Source organism: Corallococcus sp. AB049A (assembly GCF_003668885.1).
Taxonomy (GTDB): Bacteria; Myxococcota; Myxococcia; order Myxococcales; family Myxococcaceae; genus Corallococcus; species Corallococcus interemptor.
Genome location: NZ_RAWL01000014.1, coordinates 22979 through 44677, shown reverse-complemented (window position 1 = coordinate 44677; position 21699 = coordinate 22979). Strand labels below are relative to the sequence as shown.

Below are 21699 nucleotides of genomic sequence, written 5' to 3'. Positions count from 1 at the left end.
GGGCGTCACCTGGCTGGCGTAGCAGTGCACCGCGGCCAGCTTGCGCTCGTAGACGGCGGAGACGTCGATGACGACGCTCGGCTCGGCCAGGTGCCGCATCGGGTAGTAGAGGACCTGCCTGGGCGTGAAGGGCTCCGCGTCTGGCTGCGCGTCGAACTTGCGCACGCCCGCGAAGAAGAGGGCGCGCGTCACCAGCGCGCTGGCCGCCTCGTGGTCCGGGTGCCGCTCCTGTTCCCAGGGCACGACGACCAGCTCCGGACGCAGGCGGCGCAGCGCCTCCACCACGCGGACCACGGCGGCGGTGCGCGCGCGCTCGGGCTCGGGCGTGTCGAAGCCCGCCCACGGATTGAGCCAGCCGTCGGGCAGCTCCAGGTTCTCCCGGTGGGCCAGCCCCAGCGCGCGGCTGGCGGCTTCGGTCTCCTCCGCGCGGGACTGCGGCGTGCCGCGCGAGCTCTTCTCTCCGCGCGTCAGGTCGACGATGCCGGTGCGGTAGCCGCGCGCGGCCATGCTCGCCATCAGCCCGCCGCAGAACAGCTCCACGTCATCCGGGTGCGGGCCAAAGGCGAGGACGTCGATGCCGTAGGCGGTGCCGGTCGCGCTCATGGCGTCAGGTCCTTGGAGTCACCGCAGAAGGGGACACACGCGTCCAGCACCTGCTTCGTGAAGGCACGCATCCCGATGCGGCAGGCGAAGTAGGGCAGTCCCAGGACACGCTCCTGGGGCGCGTCCTCCGGGAAGAGGAACGTGCGCAGGCGGTCCACCTGTTCTGCCGCCGTGGCATCGCGCCGGGCGAGCGCGCGGCGGTAGCGGCCCGTCAGGCGGGACACCGCGACCCGCACCGTGCCCCGGGTGCGGCGCAGCGCGTCCTGGAGGCTCGCGTCCACCGCCGACACCTGTCCGGCGACGCGCTCCAGCTCGGAGGAGAAGGCGCTGAAGAGGCGGGCCTCCAGGGCCTCGGGCGTCTCCAGCGGCTCCGGGGCATTGCGCGTGGCCAGCCGCGTGAGCAGCGTGTCGCGAGGCACGTTCACTTCATCCGGCTGGAGCCCCACCTTGTCCAGCCACCGGCGCGCGCGGTCATCGAGCACGCGGAAGCGGGCCCGGGGAATGGCGAGCGGCATCGGCCGGCCCGCGTGGGCGTAGAGCGGCGCCAGTTGCGCGAAGTAGGCCAGCTCGCCCGGGCCGCCGACATACGCCGCCGTGGGGAGAAGGGTGTCCTGGAGGAGGGGGCGCAGCAGCGCGGACGTGGTGAAGCGCAGCGGTTCCCGCTCCAGGGCGGCGTGCAGCGCGTCGCGGGTGATGGCGCCGCCTTCCGGGTGGCCCACCAGGCTCCAGGCGCCTGCTTCCGCCGGATCCATCCGGTAGCGCGGGCCATCGAGCGCATCCGGTGAGAAGAAGCTGAGCGGCGAGCCGGGGCGGACATGGACCTGCACCGCGTAGCCCGCGCGCGTGAGCGCCTCCGCGCGGGCCGCGAGCGCCGCGGAGAGGGGCGCTGCTTCCTGGAGCGCGAAGCGATGCACGGGCGCGGCCAGGGGCGCCAGCCGTGCGTCCCTCGGGTCGAGGAAGATCAGACCCTCGCCGGCGAAGAGGGACGACAGCACGCCGGTGAAGGCTTGCGCGAGCGTGGCCTCGGGACGGTAGGCGCCCTCCAGCAGGCCGAGGAACTCCTCCGCGTGGGGCTCCGCTCCCAGCTGGGCGCGGAGGGTGGCCAGGGCGGGGAGGACGCTCGGGCCCAGGAGCCGGTGGGCGATGGGCGCTCGAGACGTGGCCGCGTCCGGAAGCTCGAGCGCCACGCGACAGGGGCCTCCGCCCGGACGCGGGATGACACAGTGGTCGATCTCCGGAAGGTCGTGGTCCTCCGTCTGGAGCCAGAAGACGGGGACACAGGGCCGGCCGGTCTCTTCCTGGAGCGCGCGCGCCGTGACGATGGCGGAGGCGGCCTTGTAGAGCGTGTACAGCGGGCCCAGGAAGAGGCCCATCTGCTGTCCCGTCACCACCGCCACCGTGCCGGGTCGCGCGAGCAGCGCGAGGTTGTGCTCCCGGGCGGGACTCGGCGCGAGGCGCGCGTTCTGCGCGCCGAGCACGTCCAGCAGCGCGGGCGCCACCGTGCGCGACGCGGCGGCGGCCACGGCGCGGGCGCGCGCTTCACGGTGCCGATAGTCGTCGGAGAGGAAGGAGAGCGCGGACGCATCTCCGCGCAGCCACGCGGTCGAGAACGAGGACGTCACGGCCTGCCGTGATAACAGGTCGATGCGCGCACGCCACCGGAAGTGCGGGCTCGCACGTCGCGTCCGTCCATGGCGGCGGGCGTCATTCCGGAATGAACGCGGGCCGCGCCGGTTGGTATAGGGTCCGTGCGAATGCGGAACCTGCTCCTTGGAATGACGCTGGCCATGAGCCTTGGATTCGGGTCGACGGCGATGGCGCGGCCTGCCCGGCAGCTCCACGCGGGTGAAATCGCGGCGGGCCTGAAGCGGCTCGGTGTGACGGGCAGTGTGCTCTATGTCGCGGCCCACCCGGACGACGAGAACACGCGCCTGCTCGCATGGCTGGTGGGCGAACGCGGCCTGCGCGCGGGGTACCTGTCCCTGACGCGCGGAGATGGCGGGCAGAACCTCATCGGCACCGAGCAGGGGCCGCTGCTCGGGCTCATCCGCACGCATGAGCTGCTCGCCGCGCGGAGCGTGGACGGCGCGGAGCAGCTCTTCACGCGGGCGCGGGACTTTGGTTATTCGAAGAGCGCGGAAGAGGCGCTGCGCATCTGGGGACATGACGCGGTGCTGGCGGACGTGGTGCTCGCCATCCGGCGCTTCCAGCCGGACGTCATCATGACCCGCTTCACCACGCAGCCGCCGAACCACGGCCACCACACGGCCTCCGCGCTGCTGGCGGCGGAGGCCTTCATCGCCGCCGCGGACCCGAAGCGCTTCCCCGAGCAGCTGTCCGAGGTGAAGCCGTGGAGGGCGGACCGCCTGCTGCAGAACGCCTCCTCGTGGTCGTTCAAGCCCGATGAGGACCTGTCCCGCTACGTGAAGCTGGAGGTGGGCGGCTACGACGCGTTGCTCGGGCGTTCGTGGGGCGAGGTGGCCGCGGAGAGCCGCAGCCAGCACAAGAGCCAGGGCTTCGGCCAGGCCGCGGACCGGGGCCCCGCCGCCGAGTACTTCACGCCGCTGGCGGGGACGCTCCCGAAGCGCGACGTGTTCGAGGGGCTCGACTTCTCCTGGAGGCGTTGGCCGGGTTCGGAGGCCGTGTCCCGAGCCGTGGCCGCCGCGGCGAAGTCCTTCGATGCGCGCGCCCCCCACCAGTCCCTGCCCGCGCTCGTCCGCGTCCACGAGGCGCTGAGCGCGCTGCCGGACACCCACCCGTGGAAGGCGCCCAAGCTGCGGGAGGTGGAGGCGCTCATCGCCAACTGCGCGGGGCTGTTCCTGGAGGTGCGCGCCGCCGCGCCCACGGGCATCCCGGGGCTGCCCGTGGCGTTGGACGTGGTGGCGCTGAACCGCTCACCCGCCGCCATCAAGTGGGTGGGACTGACGCTGCCGGGCGAGAAGCCCGAGGCCGTGGGGAAGGCGCTGGGCGCGAACGTGCCCCTGAAGCTGTCTCGCACGGTGACGCTGCCGGCGACGGCGCCCATCTCCACGCCCTACTGGCTCCGGGAGCCTGTCACCGGAGGGCTCTACACGCTCAAGGGCGAGGACCTCGCGCTCACCGGCCAGCCGGAGGGCCTTCCCGCGCTGCCGGTAACGTTCGAGTACGAGGTCGCGGGCCGGCGCATCCGCGCGGTGCGTCCGGTGGTCCACGCCTGGACGGATCCGGTGCGCGGCGAGCTCTACCGTGACTTCGAGGTCGTCCCGCCCGTCACCGCCACGCTGGCGCAGGACGTGCTCATGTTCCCCAACGGCGAGTCCCGCGCCGTGCCGGTGGTGCTGGCCGCGGGGATGGACGGGGTCCCGGGCACGGTGCGGATGGTGGCGCCGCCCGGCTGGCGCGTGGAGCCCGCGTCGGTCGGGTTCAAGCTCGCGGCGCGCGGGGACGAGCGCACCGTCACCTTCCAGGTGACTCCGCCTCCGGGCTCCACGAAGGAGGCAGCCCTCTCCGTGGACGTCGACGTGGGGGACCGCGCCTGGTCGTGGAGTGCCCTCTCCCTCTCCCATCCCCACATCCCGCCATTGACGGTACGCCAGCCCGCCACGGCCAGGGCGGTGCCGTTCTCCCTGGCCATGAAGGGCAAGCGCATTGGCTACATCCCCGGTCCGGGCGACCGCGTCGCGGAGAGCCTGAGCGCGGTGGGCTACGAGGTGACGCTGCTTCCCGAGGAGCGGCTGGCCCGGGAGCCGCTGGAGCGCTTCGACGCCATCCTCGTGGGCGTGCGCGCCTTCAACGCCAACACGCACCTGGCCGTCCACCGGGAGCGGCTGCTCCAGTACGTGGAGGGCGGCGGGCGGCTGGTGGTGCAGTACAACACCAACAGCCGCGTGGGGCCGCTCACGTCCTTCGTCGGGCCCTATCCCCTGGAGATTGGCCGCGACCGGGTGACGGACGAGACGGCGGTGATGACGCCGCTGCGCGCCAATGAGCCGCTGCTGCGCGCGCCCAACGCGCTGACGGCCGCGGACTTCGAGGGCTGGGTGCAGGAGCGCGGCCTCTACTTCGCGTCGTCGTGGGACGCCCGCTATCAGCCCGTGTTCGCCATGCACGACGCCGGCGAGGCGCCGCTCCAGGGCGCGCTGCTGGTCGCGCGTCATGGCAAGGGCACCTTCATCTACACGGGCCTCGCCTTCTTCCGTCAGCTCCCCGCCGGGGTCCCCGGCGCCTACCGCCTGTTGGCCAACATCCTTTCGCCATGAGCACCGCCCCCAACCTGACCCCTGTCGAGCCCGCCGCCGAAGCGGCCCCCGCGCGCCGGCCCGAGCTCGATGACGCGCCGCCGCTCCTGGGCTCCTGGCGCAACATCTACATCCTGGTGCTGGGCACCTTCGTGCTGTTCGTCGCCGTGTTCTGGGCACTCACCGAGGCGTACGCGTGACGGGGCTCGACTGGCTGGTCCTGGGCGGGACGATTGCGTTCATCGTTGTGTGGGGCCTCTGGAAGTCCCGGGGGCAGGCCACCAGCGACGAGTACATGCGTGGAGGCCGTGAGCTGCGCTGGCCCACCATTGGCCTGGCCGTCATGGCCACGCAGGCCAGCGCCGTCACCTTCCTCTCCGTCCCGGGGCAGGCGTACGAAGACGGGATGCGCTTCGTGCAGTTCTACTTCGGACTGCCGATCGCGATGGTCATCATCAGCGCGGTCTTCGTGCCCATCTACTACCGGCTGAACGTCATCACCGCGTACGAATACCTGGAGTCGCGGTTCGACCTGAAGACGCGGCTGCTGGGCGCCTTCCTCTTCCTCATCCAGCGCGGCCTGGCCGCGGGCATCACCATCTACGCGCCGGCCATCATCCTCTCCACCATCCTCGGATGGCCGCTGGAGCCCACGGTCATCGTCATGGGCGCGCTCGTCATCCTCTACACGGTGACGGGCGGCTCCAGGGCGGTGAGCCAGACGCAGAAGCAGCAGATGGTGGTGATGATGGGCGGCATGGTGGTGGCCGCCGCGGTCATCCTCTGGCGCCTGCCGGAGCACGTGTCGTTCAGCAAGGCGGTGGACGTCGCTGGCGCGTTCGGCCGGATGAACGTGGTGAGCTTCGACTTCGACATGCAGGACCGCTACAACTTCTGGTCCGGCATCACGGGAGGCCTGTTCCTGTCCCTGTCGTACTTCGGCACGGACCAGTCCCAGGTGGGCCGCTACCTGACGGGCCGCTCCATCTCCGAGAGCCGGCTGGGGCTGCTCTTCAACGGCGTGCTGAAGATCCCCATGCAGTTCTTCATCCTCTTCGTCGGGATCCTCGTCTTCGTCTTCTACCAGTTCAGCCCGCCGCCGCTGCTCTTCAACGACGCGCTGCGCACCCGCGTGCAGGGCTCGGCGCAGGCGGCCGAGTACGCCGAGCTGGAAGCGAAGTGGGAGCAGGTCCAGTCCGGCAAGCGCGCGGAGGTGGAGCGCTACCTGGCGGCCGTCGAGTCGGGCGACGTGGCGGCCGGCGAGGCGTCACGGGCGCTGCTCCAGGGCGCGCAAGCGCAGGCGAGCGCGGTCCGCAAGGAGGCCAAGGCCATGGTGGCGCGCGCGCTTCCGGGCGCGGAGACGAAGGACTCGGACTACATCTTCATCGCCTTCGTGAAGCGCTGGTTGCCCAGCGGGCTGTTCGGGCTGCTCATCGCCGTCATCCTGTCCGCGGCCATGAGCTCCATCGCCAGCGAGCTGACGGCGCTGGGGACCACCACGACGGTGGACTTCTACCGGCGGGTGTTCAAGCCCGGCGCCTCGGACCGGCATGTGCTGGTGGCGTCCAAGCTGTTCACCGTGTTCTGGGGGCTGGTCGCGGTGGCCTTCGCGACCTTCGCCTCGCTGCTGGACAACCTCATCCAGGCCATCAACATCCTGGGCTCCATCTTCTACGGCACGGTGCTGGGCATCTTCCTGGTGGCCTTCTTCGCGAAGCGCGTGCGCGGCCATGCCGTGTTCGCGGCGGCGGTCATCTCCCAGGCGACGGTGATTGCCCTCTTCTTCCTCTCCGACGTGGGCTACCTCTGGTTCAACGTCATCGGCTGTGCGCTGGTGGTGGTGCTGGGCCTGGTGATGCAGGCCGTCCTGCCGCCGTCGCCTGGTCTCCCTCGGTCGGAAGCGGAAGCGGACTGGAAGACGCAGGCGGCCTTGAGCAGCCGGAACAGCGCGTTGTAGGTGGACCGGTCCAACCGGGCCGATGTCGCGATGGCGCGAGAGCGGGGATTGCTCGACGACCTGTCGCAGATAGGCGCGGTGCTCGGCGATGCCCCGTCGCGCCACCAGGTCATTTCTCAGAGCAACCCCTGGGCCTTCAAGGCGTCGATGGCGGCGGCCAACGCGGGATGGGGTGACGCCCACGCCGAAGCGTCAGCGCCGGCCGGCGGGGGCCCTTCAGCCGCCGTGATCGGGGCTGCGCGGGTGACTGCCGTCCTCCGGCTGTCCCGGGTCGTGCGACTCCTCGGCGGTCGAGTCCTGGCGCGCCAGCGGGCCCATGCTCCAGCTGCCGAAGTCCAGCAACCGGAGGGTGCGATCTTGCGCCTGGACGCAGTAGGCAATCCACTGGTCGCCCAGGAACACGCGGTGACTTCCTGGAGAGACGACCGCGAGCTCCTTCGCATGGGGGCGACCCATCCGGGACGGAGATTGAGCGGCGTCGTCGGCCGCCGCGGCGAGCATGTCCAGCCGCTCCTGGATGGGGTGGCGCTCGGAGAGAGGAAGCTTCTCGTAGGCCTCCGATAGTTCGGGGGTGATGGTGACGCGATAAGACATGGTGAGACACCTCAGTGCTTGCGTTTCGCCCGGAAGGTCCATGTTCGTGTGGATGGAAGGGGAGCGCTCCTCGTCTAGGGCTGCGCTCCGTGTGAGTGCTGCGTCGACTCCGAAGGCAGTACCTGGCGAAGCTCGTCCACGGAGACGGAGAGCACGACGGTGTCGCTGACGGACTGGATGATGCGGGTGGGCAGCTCGACCCGGCCGGCATGGAAGAGGTTCCAGAACGCCCCAATCTGGTCGGCGGTCTCGGAGCCCAGCTTCACTTGAAGCCCCTCGACCTTCCAGGTCTCGGCGTCAATGAACAGGGCCTCCACGACGCCTATCTTTTCCCCCCCTGCGGCGACGACGGTGCGACCTGGGTGGATCCGCTCGGAAAATCGCATGTGCCCACTCTCCTCTTCCTCAAGAGGATGGACACGCGAACGTAGGCGTGCGGGGCGGATGATGCGTGGATGCGCCTCATCCAGGCGGGCGGCTCACGGCTCGCGAGGCTGGTAGGGCCGGGCGTCCAGCGGCAGCGTGAGGGTGAAGGTCGTTCCCGTCGCGGCGTCACTCTGGACCGCGACGCTTCCTCCATGGGCTTGCGCACACCCCCAGACGAGCGTCAGTCCAAGCCCCCACCCCTTCGAAGGGCCTTCCTGCGCGGAGTGGGTCCGGGTGAAGGGCTTGAAGATCTGTTCCTGGTCCGCGAGTGGGATGACAGGACCCCGGTTGTGGACGGCGGCTCGCGCCGTGTCTCCGGTCCGGGTGACCGTGAAGGTGATGGGCTCCGTGGCGGAGCCGTACTTGATGGCGTTGCTCCCCAGGTTCCAGAGCGCGCGGCGGAGCTCCTCCGCGCTCCAGACTCCCCGGACCCACTCCTCCGCGTGGAGCACGAAGCGGTCTCCATGGATCGCGCTCAACTCTTCAACCACCTCCCGGGCGATGCCATCCAGGTCGCAGGTGTCGAGGCGAAGCGGGAGCCGCTGGCCTGCCTGGAGGCGGTTCGCGTCGAGCAGATCCCGCACCATCTGGTCCGTGCGTTCGATGCTCCGCTCGATGCGCAGTGCCAGGTCTCGCCGTTGGTCCAGGCGCTCGGGATGCCGCAGCAGCAGGTGTGCCCCAGACTTCGCCGACGACAGGGGGCCGCGAAGGTCATGGGCGAGCACCGAGACGAAGCGTTCGCGAAGGCCTCGTTCGACCTGCAGCGCTTCGATCTTCTCCCGAAGCTTCGCGTACAGCTTGGCGTTGTCCAGGTGGACACTCAGCTGTTGTCCCAGCGAGATCAGCCGGGCCTTCTCCCGGGGGGAGAACTCCCGGACCTCGGTCAGGCCGACGAACATGACGCCCACCAGTGCACGGTGGGGGGGGAGCCGAACCCCGAGCAGCGAACGCAGCCCGCTCTGGCGAAGCTGGGGGCTCAGCTCGAACGGTGTCGCTCCGGCATCCAGGACCGAACAGGTCTCGTCGCTCCCAGCGGCAATCTTTCCGGGAAAGGATGAGGGGCTCATGGAGGTCGCGTAGCGCTCCAGTTGCTCGCTCGCCAGCCCCGAGGCGGCCGCGGTCACGAGCCTCTCCCCTTCGACTTCATACAGGAGCACGGCCGCGCTCTGCGCGCCCATGGCCTCGACGATCAACTCGAGGGCTCCCTTCAAGGGGGGATGGAGGGACGTCGTATCCTCCAGGAGCGCCTGGCTGGCTTCCTTCTGGAGCAGCCGCACGTATCGTTTCTCCGTCTGCTCGTCCTCCAGCAGATGCTGGCTGAAGCGCTCCGCCACGGTGACGGATGCGTCATGCAGCTCGGCGAAGAGGCGCTCCACGTCCTGGGGGCTGGGACGGTCCCTGGGCGGAGCGTTCGCCCACGTATGGGTCACGCATCGTCCCAGGATGGCGAACTCCTCGATGACCTCCGCCACGTTGAAGCCCTGCCGGAGGCGGGTGGCCACATGGCTTTGGATGTGCGCCTTCCGGGCGTTGGCGTTCGCACCGGGGCGCCCCTCCTCTTCGGCGAGCGAGGCCAGATACGAAGGCATGACGTTCTTGAACTCAGGCCCATCCAGCCCTCGTGCGGACGCAGCGCGGGCGGCCTGCTCGGACCACCCGTGGATGATCTCCTCACGATGCTGACGAATGTTCTCCGCGACACTTGCCATCGCGACACCTCGTTCTCCCATGGCCCGCATCGGGGCTGGAGGTTCCCCCGCCAGCGGGCTCATCTCTTCTCGCGGGGCCGCTTCTGGAAGAAGCCCTCCAGCCCCTTGCGCGCCTGGTTCACAGGGCCCTTGAGCTCCTTCGGCACGGGCACCGCCGGCAGCAGCGCCTGCGCGATGTCCGTGGGGCTGCCGGCCTTCACCTGGGGGTCCTTCACCGTGCCGGTGATGGTGATGGGAACCGATACCGGCGCCCGGAGGGGGACCGCGCCGTGGGTGAGCCCGGACACGAACTGCTGGGACGCCTGGATTGCTCCGTTCAACTCCAGGCGCTCATCCAATGACACCCGTCCGTCCAGGGTCCCCTTTCCCAGGTCCGAATCGAACGCCATGGGCTGGGTGAAGGACACCCAGCCATCCTGGATGCGGAAGCGCGCGTCCAGGTCCTTGAAGTGCGTGCCTTGCCCCGCCTTCCGCACGGTTCCGGAGGCCCCCTTCTTCCCCAGGGCCTCCAGCCCCTGCGAGACGGTGGAGGCCACCGTCTCGCCCAGGTCCGCCGGCGTGTAGACGCCCTCTTTCAGCCGCAGGGTCCCCGCGCCCGTCATCTGGCCGCGGACCCGCTCCCAGCCCAGGCCCGCTCCGGAGAGCTGGAGGTTCCCGCTGGCGGCGCCCTGGAGCGAGGAGCGTCCCGTGAGCGCCTGGAAGGCCTGCGCCGTGTCCATTCCGTCCAGCGCCGCCTTGAGCGACCACACCGGCTGCGCCTTCGTGAAGTCCACGCGGGAACCGGTGAGATTCGCGCGTCCGCCGTACACCTGCGCGGTGCCTCGCTGGAGCACGAGGGCGCCATCGTCCAGCTTCGCCCGGACGTCGACGTCCGACGCCGTCAGCGCGCCATGGCGCAGGGTCGCGATGCGGAGCATTCCATCCACGTCCACCTTCCCCATCCCCGTGCGCTTCGGGATGAGCGGCGTGCCGGAGGGGCGCGCCTCATCCGGGGCGGAGCGGGGGGGCATGGCGCCAAGCAGGTGCCCCAGGTCCAGCTCCCTGCCCGCCAGGGAGAACCGGACGCGCGCGGGTTTCAGTTGTGCGGACGCGGTTCCTCCCAGCTCGACGCCAGGGCCTGACAGGGCGATTCGGGTGAACGCCACCCTGGCCGCCTCCGGCTGGTCCGGGTCGATGCGCGAGTCGAAGTCAAACGAGCCGTTCGCCGGGTCTCCTCGAAGCCTCAGCCCCTTCGCCGAGCCATGTCCGGACAGCACGTACCGGCCCTGGTCGGTCTTCAGCTCCGCGTCGACGTTCAACGTCCCTCCGGTGAAGAGTTCCGTCGCGGAGGCCGGGAGGAGGCGGCGGAAGGCGCTCACGGACACGTCCTGGCCTTTCAGGCGTGCCGTCACCCGGGGCCAGGGCTGCCCCTCCTGGGGCAGGCCCTGTGGGAGCGAATCGACCTTCAGGTCCAGCCCCACGTTCTGCTTGGGAGCGGCCAGCGCCATCCGCACCTTGCCCTCGAGTGGCTGGCCCCGCCCGACATGCTTCAGGTCCGCGTCGATGTCGTGGAGGGCGGCCACCGCGGGCCTGCCCTCCGCCTGCTGGTCCATCACGCGCACCACGCCATCCCGGATGCGCAGGTGCTCGATGTCCGTGTTGCTTCCGGATGCTCCGGAGGGCCGCTCGGGCGGACGTGCGAGCGTCTCCTGGTTCCAGGAGCCATCCACGTGGTGAACCAGGTTGAGCGTGGGTTCCTCGAGCCGCACCGCGCCCACGCGCACGTCCTTGCCCAGGCTCCGCACGAAGGGCCAGAGCTGGACGGTCGCCGTGACACGGGAGGCTTCGAGGAAGGGGGGCTCGGAGCCCGCTCCCTCGGCACGGAAGTTCGTGATGGTTGCGCCGGGCGTGGGGAGCAGGTGCGCGTCGAGCTTCTCGATGGTCACCTCGCGGCCGAGCGAGCGCGTCGCCACGGCCTCGACCTGGGCGCGCAGCCGCTCACCGAGCCAGGAAGGCTTGATGGCCAACGCCGCGATCGTCAGCACGAAGGCCACGCCCACGATGGCAAGCGCCACCTTCAGGGCTCGACGAGGGGGATGGGACGTTCGGCTCATGCAAGGAAAGATGGGCAGACGCCGGCGCGTTGGCGCCGCTCGGCGGGCCGTGCCCTTCCTCCGTCCGTGGTACCTCCGACGGAGGCGGACGCGTCATGGCCTGCACGAGGCCGGCGCGACTCCGACCCGCCCCTTCTTGCCGCGTGTCGCGACAACGACCCGCCGCCCAACGTTCCGCCGGTGGCCCGCGACGTCACCCTCGATACCATCACACCGGTGAACGACGTTCCGTGCCACGTGCCCAACTGGTCGGAGTGCGCGAAGTCCTACTGAGGTCCCTGGGCGCGCGGCGGCCCGAACCATCGGGTCAGGGCCTCATGCAGACCCTGGCCCGAGCCCTCTCCGACCCACGCGACGTGTCCGTCCGGCCGGATCAACACCGCGACGGGCGCTGTGACAGCGCCGAGCACCGGAAGCTCCCACGCCCCCGTGTAGCGGGCGGCGACGCTCCGGACCCGGTCCGCCCAGGGCGTGAGGTCGAGCGTGCCGGGTTCGCCCAGGTCGAGCAGCACGGGCCGCGCGTCATGCAACAGGTGGAACACGCGCCGGGGGCCGTCAGCGGTGAGCAGGTCGAGGTCCGGCATGCGGCGCCCGAGCAGCGGGTGTCCGTTGCCCAGGTCGTAGTGGACGTCCAGCCCCGACATCATCGCCGCATACTGCTTGCGTGGCCCGTCCATCCGCAGCAGCTCGGACAGCGTCTCGCGCACGGCGTCCATCCGCGCGTCACCGCGACTCAGCGCGGTCTGCGCCAGGGTCTTCTGCAGCGCACGGGCCGCGACGGGGTGCCGCTCGGCCTGGTACGTGTCGAGCAGGCTGTCCGGCGAGACGCCGCGCACGACATGGGCCAGCTTCCATCCCAGGTTCACGGCATCCTGCACGCCAAGGTTGAGCCCCTGTCCGCCCATGGGTGAGTGCACGTGGGCCGCGTCGCCGGCCAGGAGCACCCGCCGGTCCCGGTAGGACGCCGCCTGCCGCGCCATGTCGCTGAACCTCGACAGGTACGTGGCGCGGCGCAGGCCGTAGTCCGTCCCGTAGAGCGCGACGAGCCCCTCGCGCAGGGCCTCGAGGGTCGGTGCGTCGCCCGTGCGGACCTGCTCCTCCCTCAGCACGACGCCCACGCGTCCGCCCTCCGCCGGGCCCATGGCGTAGGTGCCCTTCTCGTCCCGCCGGATGCCGAACTCCGGCGTTCCGGTCATCTCGACCTCGGCGATGAGGTAGCTGATGGACGCGTCCCACCCCGGGAACCCGATGCCTGCCGCCTTGCGGACGAGGCTGCGTCCCCCGTCGCATCCAACGAGGTACTTCGCCCTCAGCGCACGGCCGCCGGACAGCTCGACGTCGACGCCGGTGTCGTCCTGCGTGAAGCCTGTCACCTCGCACTCACGGTGGATGGGCACCGCCAGCTCGGCTACCCACCCGGCCAGGATGTGCTCGAAGCGCTCCTGCAAGAGCGCGAGCCCATGGTTGTGACGGGTTGGGAAGTCGCTGAGGTCCAGCGGCGTCTGCCCGAATGCGACGTTCTGGACCGCTTGCCCTTGCGAGACGAAGCGCTCGACGACCCCGCGCTGATCAAGCACCTCCAGGCTGCGCGCGTGCAGGCCGCGCGAGCGAGAGCCGGCGACCTCCTGGCTGGCGCGCCGCTCGACGATGGCCACGTCCACCCGCGCCAATGCCAGCTCCGCCGCCAGCATCAGGCCCGTAGGCCCTCCTCCCACAATCACCACCGCGTGCTGTGTCACCACGTCCGTAGGCATCTGTCGGGCCTCCCGCTTCTGGAGCAAAACGGGCGATGGTGGAGCACGGCCGGGGGGGCTTGCGGCAACACCCGGGGTCTGGCATTTGCTGGCAGTGGAAAGAGGGCAGAGGGCCGCCGTGGCTGTACCAGCCCGGGTGCTTGGAGCAACCCCTGTAGAGCCGTGCCAGGAATTGCAGCTGCTCCTCGGGGGAGATGCGAAGCGGTCCGCGCCGTGTCCAGCGTCTGGGCCTGGTTCCAGGCCTGAACGGCACGCGGGGTTCCGTCCCATCGGAACACCTCGTGACGGCCATTCATCTCCTGATCGCGCTCGCGATGATTTCGAAGAGATGATCCGCGTGCCGGCCAAGCGAGGGTTGGTCGCCGAGCCATGCCAGCGCCGCGATGAGCGCGAACAACTCTTCGCCGTTGAGGTCTCTTCGCGCCTTCCCCTTGGCTTGAGCACGGGAGAGGAGCCGCGCGCCTGCCGAGCGCACCGTGACGCATGACGCATGACGCGTGGAGCGCGGACTGCGGATCATCCAGCGCGGCCGCCAGCAACTGCGTGACGCCGTGGTAGTTCTTCGTGAACGCGACCGCTTCCCGCAGCCACGTCACGAGCGCCTCGTCGGGTGCATTCGACGTTTCGAGCGCGGCCGCCTGCGCCGTCATCTCGTCGAGACTCGAGCGGAGCAGCACCTCCAGCAGCGCCTCTCGCGTCGGGAAGTGACGGTACAGCGTGCCGAGGCCGACGTCGGCCCGGCGGGCGATGTCGCGCAGCGATGCGTCAGTCCCCTGCTCCTGGACGACGGCACGCGCTGCCTCGCGCGATCGTGCCTCCGCTTGGGGCGGCGCTCCTGCGTCACTTCGATGCGGTGGGCCCCGATGGGCGGCCTCGCGACGTTTGAGCTGGCCGCTGTCAGACAAAGCGCCCGCGCCGCCTGGAGCTTCAGCCCCTGGATCCATTGTCCGGGGCTGGTGCCGGTCGCCACCTCGAAGCGCCGGGACAGGGTCCGCTCGCTCAGGTGCAGCTTGCCCGCCAGGTACCTGGGCGTGAGCAGCGACAGGTCGCGCGGGACGTGCCGCAGGGCCTCCTTTGACGCAGCGGTTCAAGTCCGGCGTGCAGCACTCCACCTTCGTCGCAAAGCGGGATGAGCGTGGACGGACCCGAGCGCTTCTCCGGCGGCTGCCATCGCGGTACTCCTTCCTCATTTGCGAGCTGCCGCGACTTCGTGGGCCAGCGCGACGAACGCCGTGTGAGCGGCCGAGGAATTGCGCCGGACAGGGTAGTAGAGGCAGAGCCGAGCGAGCTCCGGTGTCCAGTCCTCGAGCACGCGAACGAGGCGTCCCGCTTCGATGTCGCCTCGCACGTCCGGCTCCATGAAGAAGCCGAGTCCGACGCCCTCCAGGACTGCGATCCGCGAAAGGCTGGCCTCGTCCAGCGTGAGGGGCCCCGTCACATCGATCAGGGCCGTCTGCCCCCGCTTACGGAACTCCCACCGGAAGAGGCTGCCGTTCGGCAAGCGCACCCGGATACACCGGTGACGGAAGAGGTCCGATGGGACGCGCGGCCGGCCGTGCTTCTTCAGGTACGCCGGCGAAGCGACGATGGCATGGCGTGGGGCGCTCCCAGCGGAATGGCAATCATGTCGGTGGGCACGAGGTTCGCCATCCGCACGCCGAAGTCGAACCCCTCGGCGACGACGTCGACCAGCCGGCCTTCGGTCACGACGTCGACATGCACGTCCGGATGGCGGCGGAGGTACTCCAGCACCAGTGGCGCGAGGATTTCGCGCGCCGCTGTCGCGAATGTGTTGATGCGCAGCATGCCGGACGGCTTTGCCTGCTGGGCGCGAGCGGCGTCCATCGCGCCGCGGATGCCCTCGAGTCCCGGGGCCACCTGTTCGACGAACGCTCTGCCGGCGTCGGTCAGTGAGACGCTGCGCGTCGTGCGGTTGAAGAGGCGGACGCCAGGATGTGCTTCGAGCTTCGCGATCGCGCTGCTCATCGCCGTCGTCGACATCCCGAGTTCGAGGGCAGCGCCGCGAAACGAGCTCCTGCGCGCGACGGCGAGGACGGCATCGAGATCATTCAGTCCGGGTTGATACATCGATAGTCCTCTGAATCGGGATGCCGCATCGGCGTGACTCCCAGGTGAAGTATCAGGCCGTCGCGCAGCCAATCGAGGTGAACGCGAAGGGCGATGCCTGCGAGGTTCGCGCGAGAGTGACGGGCCGGTTTCCCGGCAGTCCCATCACGCTCACCTTTGCGTTCCGGATGAAGGGCGATCGGATCGCGGCTTTGAGCATCGGCGCGTGAGCCGCGATGCCTGTTTCAACCCTGCGGAAGGAGATGACGTGATGAGAGCTAGAGGGGAGGCGCGCGCTCGTGACGGGCGGAACGAAGGGCATCGGCAAGGCGTTGGTCGCATGGCTGCGCGCGCGTCGTGAAGGCCGCCGGAGCAGTGGACATCCTGGTCCACGTCGTGGGTGGAACGTCGGCGCCGGCGGGCGGCTTCTCCGTCCTCGACGACGACGCGTGGCAGAAGACGCTCGACCTGAACCTGATGGCTGCGGTGCGTCTCGACCGGGCCCTGGTCCCCGGAATGCGCGAGCGCCGGACCGGCGTGGTCGTGCACGTGACGTCGATCCAGCGGCAGATGCCGCTTCATGAGGCGACGACCGCGTACGCCTCGGCCAAGGCCGCGCTCTCGAACTACAGCAAGGCCCTCTCGAAGGAGGTCGCGCCGCAGGGCGTGCGCGTGAATCGCGTGTCACCGGGCTGGGTCGAGACCGAGGCCTCCGTCGGATTCATGAGCGAGATCGCGGCGAAGAACGGCACCGACGAGGCGGGCGCGAAGGAGCTCGTGATGCGCTCGCTCGGCGGAATTCCTCTCGGGCGCCCCGCGCGTCCGGCCGAGGTCGCCGAGTTGATCGGGTTTCTCGTCTCGGACCGGGCGAGCGCGATCACCGGGTGAGCTATCAGGCTGCTGACAAGCTCCGGTGCGGAGACGACCTCCCGCACCGGAGCAGGAGCGGGCCATCGTCATCCACGCCCGGCTGTTCCAGATACACTGCCGCCAGGGGGACACTCGATGTGGGACGCAGGACGGTGGGTAGGGGAAAGCGATGAGGCACTGTTCGCGACGGTGCGCTACGACCCCGCGCCCAACAGAAATGTCCTTGAAGGCGCTCATGCCGCGCCGGGACAGCTCCGCTTCGAGGGCGACGAGGGCGACTCCTGGCAGGACACTGACGTGCGCGAGCAGCAAACCATCGAGGTGCTTCGGCGTTTGCGCGACGCGAACGGGCCCCGTGCCGCCGAGCTCCGCAAGCAGATCCGCTCCCTGGGCGTGGGCACCTGGCCGCGACTGGGCGGTCCCTTCGATGTCCGCTGGCTCACGGGCCTGACGGAGCTCGAGCGCGTCGCGGTGTACTCGCACACCGGCATCGTCGGCGCATCGGCCCTCTCGGAGCTGCCCGCGCTGCGCCATGCATCCCTCTTCGCATTCATGACGAACAGCATCCGAGACCTCGACGGAATCTCGCGAAGCCGAAGCCTGGAGTCGCTCCAGCTCAGCTTTGGAGGCCTCGGCGACCTTCGCGCGCTGTCCGGGCTGGAGACGCTCCGAAAGCTCGTCGTCCACGAGGGCCCGCCCCTCTCCCTCCGGGGGCTCGAAGATCTTCCCATCGAGGAACTGGAGCTCTGGCTTTGCGACGAGAACAACGACCTCTCCGCGCTTCCGGCGCTCCGCTCGCTGCGCTCCCTCTCTCTGCGCAAACAAATCTCCGTCACGGAGGCCAAGGTCATCGCGAGATGCCGCATCCCCATCCTGCGCCTGCCCCTCCTCGGGTCGACTCCAGACCTGGAGCCCATCTCCGCGCTCCCGGACACCGAGGAGCTCGAGCTTGTGGCCTGGTCACTGGACGCGACGTCTACTCGGGCGGGACGGCTTCCCATGACGTCGCTCGAACTCCAGTTCCTCGATGAAGAGGGACTTCGCCACCTGTCGCACGCGCCTCGACTGAGAACCCTCCGGATCCGCGCGCTTGCGGCGACCAGCCTCGCCCCCATCGCGGACCTTCCGGAGCTTCGCGGGCTCCGCTTCGAAATCACCCGGAAGCTTCGCTCCCTGGACCGGGTGCCGGGCGCCGCCTTCCTCGACGATCCACGCGTGCCGGACGGCCCCAACCGGCTGGTGCTCAAGGACGCTCCGCTCACCTCCATCCGACAGCTCGGCAACCTGCGGGGCGTTGAGCACCTCGACCTCCGCAACTGCACCGAGCTCACATCCCTGCGGGGACTGGAGGGAATGAACGAGCTGCGCTCCATCGATTTGCGCGAGTGTCCCGGGCTCGTGGACATGACCTCACTCGAAGCACTGCCCGCGCTGCGCGCGGTCATGGTCAATCACCGGGGCCCGGCGGGCCCCTTTCCATCCAGCATCTGGCCGCGCGTGGTCCGGGCCAACCTGCGTGGGTTCGTCCGGAGGCTGCACCGGGGTGAGGTGGAGGCGCCAGACACGTAGCTGCCACTCACGCCGCCACGCCCTCGGTGATGCTGAGCGCGGCCGGGTTCATGGCAGGGCCTTCTTTTTTGCTCGCCGGATGAAGCCCTGTGCGAACCCGTTCTCGGCTCTTCTCTCAGAGTGCTCAAAATTCAGTGGTTTCAAGGAGGGGACGGCTGGCGCCCATCAATCGGGGGCCGATTGAGTTTCCGCGAACTTCACGCCGTCCTCTCCGAAGCCGCTCTCGTCGAAGTAGCGTCGCAGCGCCGTGGCCATCGTCTCCACCGCGTGGACTCCCTCGCAGCGGGCGCAGCTGCCTCGCAGGTTCGCAAGGAGTCTGACGCGGAGACCTCCGTGCCGCACGTCGCTTCCGAGGAGAGGCATCAGGCGGGACGCCGTGTGTACGACCGCGTGAACGGCGGCGCCGAGCGCGAACTCCCAGCTCGGAACAGCAAGGCCGGCCATGGGGACGTGCCCCACGACCGGCCTTGCTCCTCGGCGTGTCGACGCGGTCCTACCGCAGGGGCACGCGCTTGAGCCTGAAGGGCGAGGGGCTCTCGCTCATCGTGAAGTAGCTCGCGCCGTTGGCCTCGTACTCGATCGCCTCACCCTGGCCCTCGGTGGTGTCGGTCAGCGTGACGGGCGTCGCGAAGACGGCCGACTCGAAGCCAAGTCCCGGCGTCGCACGGAACTCGTAGACAGTGCGGTAGGTGCGAAGGAGGAAGCGATCCGCGCAGGGGTGGATCGCCGCCGCGGTCGCGGCCGAGAAGTTGGCGTCTCCGTTCAGCGGCAGCTGGATCGTGTGGACGTGGATCAGCGTGGCCTGCACGCCCGGCGTCAGCGGCCGGGGGAACTTGTACACGCCGCTCTGCCCCGTGCCCCCGTTCTTGGTGACGACGTAGATGTCCCCGGTGGTGGGGTGCACCATCAGCGACTCCGCGTCCTTCGCGCCGTCCGGATAGACGAACGGGAGGGCCTCGGCGACGAGCCCCCCCGTGGTCTGGCCGTGGGCGAGATCCGGCTCGGGCACGCGGTAGATCGTGAACGAAGTGGGGCTGCCACCCGGAGGGAAGTTGGCGCTCGCCTTCCCGATGTCACCGATGAAGATGCACGAGCCGCTCGGGCAGGGCCCGGTCGCGAGGTCCTCCCAGTCGGCCGGCGTCACGTTGGTCACGTTGAACGTGCCGATCGTGCTCGCGTTGAGGGTGTTGATCGCGACGATCGCGGTGGTGTCCTCGTTGTGCACGTAGAGCGCGTTGCCGACCACGCGGCTCGCGGCCAGGCCCGAGGGCTCCACGATTTCCGGCGCGGTCACGGTGCCCTGGAGCGTGAAGGTGCTCGCGTACGTGTCGCCGGCCATGCAACTGGGGGCGTTGGCGGCGCGCAGGACGATCACGTGCGCGGTGTTGGTCTGCACGAACGCGGAGCTGCCGGAGAGGCCCGTCTGGAGGCCCGGCGCGGTGAGCGACCGGTAGGCCGCATTGAAGAGCAGTCCATTGGCGTTACCCAGGCACGCGTCGAAGGCCTCGGTGAAGCCGAGCGGCGGCTCGATGCCGGTGGCAGGGCAGGTGGCGTCCGGCCAGACCTGTGAGCCGTACCAGACGGCGAGGCCACCCACGCTGCCGGTCACCACGTCGGGCACGGTGAACGACGCGGAGTCGCCGTTCTTCTGGCCTGCGTGCACGTCGATTGGCTGGACCGGATCGACGCCGCTGAAGGCCTCCACGCTCCCCGCCATGTGGGTGGTCGCGTCCAGTCCGAACGCGTAGCTCGCGGGCTCGGAGGCGCCCGCGACGCGGTAGAAGAGCCAGGTGCGGATGGCCCAGGCGCTCTGCTCCGAGCGCAGGAACGTCCAGCCGGCGGGCGGCGTGACGGTCGCGGAGATGTTGTTGCGCACGGTCACCCGCGCGATGAGCGCGTCGTTGGCCTGGGTTCCCGACGGCTTGGGGATGGACAGCGAGGAGAGCGACAGGCCGCTGTTGCGCGAGCTGCCACGCAACGCGACCCCCGAGGACGGTGCGACCTCGGCGCGGCGAAGGGCGACGACCTGCGCGACGTTGGTCTCGGCGAACGTCGAGCTCCCGTTGAACGGTCCCTGGATGCCGGCACCGGCGAGGGGCATGAAGGCGGCGTTGAAGACGAGGCCCTGGGACGAGGACACCAGGCAGGTGTCGTAGGTCTCGGCGAAGCCCACGGGAGGCTCGATCGCCGGGGTCGGACACGCGGCGCCGGTCCACGCCTGCGCGCCGAACCAGACGGCAGCCCCGCCCGCGGTCGTGGTGCTCAGTTGCGGCGTCGTGAAGGCCGTCGAGCCGCTGGTGCTCTTGCCGGCGTGCGTGTCGATCGGGTTGACCGGATTGACGCCGGCATACGCCACGACGTTGCCGACGAGGTTGCTCGCGATGGAACTCTGGAACGTGTGGCTCGCGGGCTCGCTGGCGGTGGCGACGCGGACGAAGACCCATCCGCGGATGCTCCAGGTGCTCATGTCGGTGCGCACCAGCGTCCAACCCGGAGGCGGGGTGAGCTCGGCGCCAATCTGATTCCGGTTCGCAAGGTGCGCCAGCAGCACGTTACCGGCGGCGACGCCCGTAGGGGTCGAGAGGGTCAGGCTGGTGACCGTCTTGCCGCTCGCGTGCGTGGTGCCGACGAGGGTGATCTCCCCGGTGGCCGGCGGCTGGCGGGGACGCAGCACCACCGCGTGCGTGATGTTGGTGTTGGGGAGCGTGGAGCTGCCGGTGAAGGCGGGCTGGGCACCCGCGGCCCCGAGCTCCGAGGTGGCGGCGCTGTGCAGCACGCCGAGCGACGGCGAGACGAGGCAGGTGTCGAGCCGCTCGGTGAAGCCCGCCGGAGGGGTGTGGACCGCGGGGCACGCGGCGCCTCCCCAGACCTGGGCCGAGAACCACACCGCGAGGCCGTTCGCGGACGACGTGGTGGCGACGGGCAGCGCGAGGCTCGCGCTGTTGCCATTCTTCTGGCCCACGTGCACATCGACCGGCTGGAGCGGATCCGCGCCCGACACAGCGACCAGGGTGGCCGCCATGGAGCTGGCGAGGTCGAGGGTGAAGGTGTGACTGCTCGGCTCGGCCGCGGTGGCCACGCGGAGGAAGAGCCAGGACTTGATGGCCGAGGCGCTCTGCTCGGAGCGCAGCAGCGTCCAGCCAGCGGGTGGGGTGGCGACGGCGGTGACGGCCTCGCGATTGCTCAGCTGCATCACCAGCACATCTCCGGCGGCCGTACCGGCGGGGGTGGGGATGGAGAGGGTGGTGGTGGCCAGGCCGCTCGCGCTGGTGGTTCCTCGCACGGAGAGCGTGGAGAGGCCCTGGGCCGTCGTCGCATCCTGTACGTCGTCGGGCTGCGCGAGCTCAGTCGTTCCGCAGGCGGCCATCAGCAGGGCGGCCGCGAGCCACAGACTTCGGAATGGGATCATGGGGTTTCGATCGGGTGTCGACTCACCGGACTGGAGGTCCGGGAATCAGCCATGTGAAGGACCCCGAAGTGCGAAGCGCAATCCACTGTCATGACACGGGAAAGCTGCCGTGAAATGGTTGGGATCGTCGGGTGTCATCGAAAGAAGGTGGCAGTCCTGTCCATGCGGTCACGCGGAGTCCTTGGGGAACGCGAAGCCCAAGGACATCCGCGCACGGTGCGAGGGCCGAAGGGCGGCCGGCACCCCGAGGGGTGGACCTCCAGGCAAGCCTCGTGACCGTGGCTGTGACCGGCTCGTGACGTCAGCCCAGAGAGCCCGATCGGTCAGAGCCTGGAGTGTCGTGGCGTCGTGGTAGAGGCCTCCTGATCCGGAGGATGTGGAGCCTTCACGGCCGGGAGAGGGAGACACTACACTCTGCATCCCATGTCGAC

At 69.8% G+C, this 21699-nt stretch carries 17 protein-coding genes and 2 pseudogenes; 6 read left to right on the top strand and 13 right to left on the bottom strand.

Going from position 1 to position 21699, the window contains the following annotated elements; genetic code table 11:
* Together bshB1 and bshC are read right to left on the bottom strand one after the other, a co-directional pair.
* Positions 1–603: bacillithiol biosynthesis deacetylase BshB1 (gene bshB1 / locus D7X55_RS03095; RefSeq protein WP_121722178.1), on the bottom strand; the 603-nt coding region annotated here is incomplete at its 3' end.
* A complete protein-coding gene (gene bshC, locus D7X55_RS03090) occupies positions 600–2225 on the bottom strand; it encodes a bacillithiol biosynthesis cysteine-adding enzyme BshC (RefSeq protein WP_121722177.1) in 1626 nt (541 codons plus the stop codon). The genes bshB1 and bshC, both read right to left, overlap by 4 nt.
* A gap of 165 nt (positions 2226–2390) precedes the next feature.
* On the opposite strand from bshC, the gene D7X55_RS03085 reads away from it, so the two are divergent.
* The 3 genes from D7X55_RS03085 to D7X55_RS03075 are packed head-to-tail and all read left to right on the top strand — an operon-like array spanning position 2391 to position 6777.
* Positions 2391–4841 (top strand): PIG-L family deacetylase, encoded by a 2451-nt coding sequence (locus D7X55_RS03085; RefSeq protein ID WP_233609517.1) that lies wholly within the window; start codon positions 2391–2393, stop codon positions 4839–4841.
* Positions 4838–5020, top strand: coding sequence for a hypothetical protein (locus tag D7X55_RS03080; RefSeq protein ID WP_121722175.1), 183 nt, complete (start codon positions 4838–4840; stop codon positions 5018–5020). The genes D7X55_RS03085 and D7X55_RS03080 overlap by 4 nt, the downstream gene beginning before the upstream one ends.
* Positions 5017–6777 (top strand): sodium:solute symporter, encoded by a 1761-nt coding sequence (locus D7X55_RS03075; protein WP_233609516.1) that lies wholly within the window; start codon positions 5017–5019, stop codon positions 6775–6777. The genes D7X55_RS03080 and D7X55_RS03075 overlap by 4 nt, the downstream gene beginning before the upstream one ends.
* 216 nt (positions 6778–6993) lie before the next feature.
* Here D7X55_RS03075 and D7X55_RS03065 read toward each other — a convergent pair whose 3' ends face one another.
* The 10 genes and pseudogenes from D7X55_RS03065 to D7X55_RS45290 form a co-directional block, all read right to left on the bottom strand.
* Positions 6994–7371 carry a type II toxin-antitoxin system RelE/ParE family toxin gene (locus D7X55_RS03065; RefSeq protein ID WP_121722179.1) on the bottom strand — a complete coding sequence of 126 codons (378 nt, stop codon included), beginning with the start codon at positions 7369–7371 and terminating at the stop codon, positions 6994–6996.
* Between the two features lie 74 nt (positions 7372–7445).
* Positions 7446–7757 carry a PRC-barrel domain-containing protein gene (locus D7X55_RS03060; RefSeq protein WP_120546905.1) on the bottom strand — a complete coding sequence of 104 codons (312 nt, stop codon included), beginning with the start codon at positions 7755–7757 and terminating at the stop codon, positions 7446–7448.
* Between the two features lie 93 nt (positions 7758–7850).
* Positions 7851–9506 (bottom strand): HAMP domain-containing sensor histidine kinase, encoded by a 1656-nt coding sequence (locus D7X55_RS03055; protein WP_120546904.1) that lies wholly within the window; start codon positions 9504–9506, stop codon positions 7851–7853.
* Positions 9507–9565: 59 nt separating this feature from the next.
* Positions 9566–11560 carry an AsmA-like C-terminal region-containing protein gene (locus D7X55_RS45460; RefSeq protein WP_304988880.1) on the bottom strand — a complete coding sequence of 665 codons (1995 nt, stop codon included), beginning with the start codon at positions 11558–11560 and terminating at the stop codon, positions 9566–9568.
* A 305-nt stretch (positions 11561–11865) separates the two neighbouring features.
* Positions 11866–13353: an FAD-dependent monooxygenase gene (locus D7X55_RS03040; protein ID WP_121722172.1), complete on the bottom strand. Its 1488-nt coding sequence runs from the start codon at positions 13351–13353 to the stop codon at positions 11866–11868.
* A 292-nt stretch (positions 13354–13645) separates the two neighbouring features.
* Positions 13646–13873 carry a hypothetical protein gene (locus tag D7X55_RS44445; RefSeq protein WP_233609513.1) on the bottom strand — a complete coding sequence of 76 codons (228 nt, stop codon included), beginning with the start codon at positions 13871–13873 and terminating at the stop codon, positions 13646–13648.
* 217 nt (positions 13874–14090) lie between these two features.
* Positions 14091–14297: pseudogene (locus tag D7X55_RS45710) on the bottom strand (hypothetical protein); the annotation flags it as partial.
* Positions 14261–14362, bottom strand: a pseudogene (locus tag D7X55_RS45705) (helix-turn-helix domain-containing protein); the annotation flags it as partial. The pseudogenes D7X55_RS45710 and D7X55_RS45705, both read right to left, overlap by 37 nt.
* Before the next feature lie 177 nt (positions 14363–14539).
* Positions 14540–14920, bottom strand: coding sequence for a LysR substrate-binding domain-containing protein (locus tag D7X55_RS45295; protein ID WP_255424945.1), 381 nt, complete (start codon positions 14918–14920; stop codon positions 14540–14542).
* Positions 14917–15441, bottom strand: a complete 525-nt coding sequence (locus D7X55_RS45290) for a LysR family transcriptional regulator (RefSeq protein WP_255424944.1) — start codon at positions 15439–15441, stop codon at positions 14917–14919. Before D7X55_RS45290 ends, D7X55_RS45295 begins: the two co-directional genes overlap by 4 nt.
* Positions 15442–15485: 44 nt before the next feature.
* Here D7X55_RS45290 and D7X55_RS03020 point away from each other — a divergent pair, with 44 nt between their 5' ends.
* From D7X55_RS03020 to D7X55_RS03010, 3 genes are all read left to right on the top strand, one after another.
* Complete coding sequence (locus D7X55_RS03020; protein WP_199746839.1) at positions 15486–15650, top strand: hypothetical protein; 165 nt, start codon at positions 15486–15488, stop codon at positions 15648–15650.
* A 145-nt stretch (positions 15651–15795) separates the two neighbouring features.
* Entirely contained in the window at positions 15796–16308 is a 513-nt protein-coding gene (locus D7X55_RS03015) for an SDR family oxidoreductase (RefSeq protein ID WP_233609512.1), read from the top strand.
* A 279-nt stretch (positions 16309–16587) separates the two neighbouring features.
* Positions 16588–17859, top strand: coding sequence for a hypothetical protein (locus tag D7X55_RS03010; protein ID WP_147470013.1), 1272 nt, complete (start codon positions 16588–16590; stop codon positions 17857–17859).
* A gap of 493 nt (positions 17860–18352) precedes the next feature.
* On the opposite strand, the gene D7X55_RS03000 is transcribed toward D7X55_RS03010, so the two are convergent.
* A complete protein-coding gene (locus tag D7X55_RS03000; protein ID WP_121722169.1) occupies positions 18353–21268 on the bottom strand; it encodes a cell wall anchor protein in 2916 nt (971 codons plus the stop codon).
* Between the last annotated feature and the right edge of the window lie 431 nt (positions 21269–21699).

Coding starts and splice junctions, on each gene's coding strand:
- D7X55_RS03085 (WP_233609517.1), top strand. CDS start 2,391: ATGAGCCTTGGATTCGGGTCGACGGCGATGGCGCGGCCTGCCCGGCAG.
- D7X55_RS03080 (WP_121722175.1), top strand. CDS start 4,838: ATGAGCACCGCCCCCAACCTGACCCCTGTCGAGCCCGCCGCCGAAGCG.
- D7X55_RS03065 (WP_121722179.1), bottom strand. CDS start 7,371: ATGTCTTATCGCGTCACCATCACCCCCGAACTATCGGAGGCCTACGAG.
- D7X55_RS03060 (WP_120546905.1), bottom strand. CDS start 7,757: ATGCGATTTTCCGAGCGGATCCACCCAGGTCGCACCGTCGTCGCCGCA.
- D7X55_RS03055 (WP_120546904.1), bottom strand. CDS start 9,506: ATGGCAAGTGTCGCGGAGAACATTCGTCAGCATCGTGAGGAGATCATC.
- D7X55_RS03040 (WP_121722172.1), bottom strand. CDS start 13,353: ATGCCTACGGACGTGGTGACACAGCACGCGGTGGTGATTGTGGGAGGA.
- D7X55_RS44445 (WP_233609513.1), bottom strand. CDS start 13,873: ATGATCCGCAGTCCGCGCTCCACGCGTCATGCGTCATGCGTCACGGTG.
- D7X55_RS45290 (WP_255424944.1), bottom strand. CDS start 15,441: ATGTATCAACCCGGACTGAATGATCTCGATGCCGTCCTCGCCGTCGCG.
- D7X55_RS03000 (WP_121722169.1), bottom strand. CDS start 21,268: ATGATCCCATTCCGAAGTCTGTGGCTCGCGGCCGCCCTGCTGATGGCC.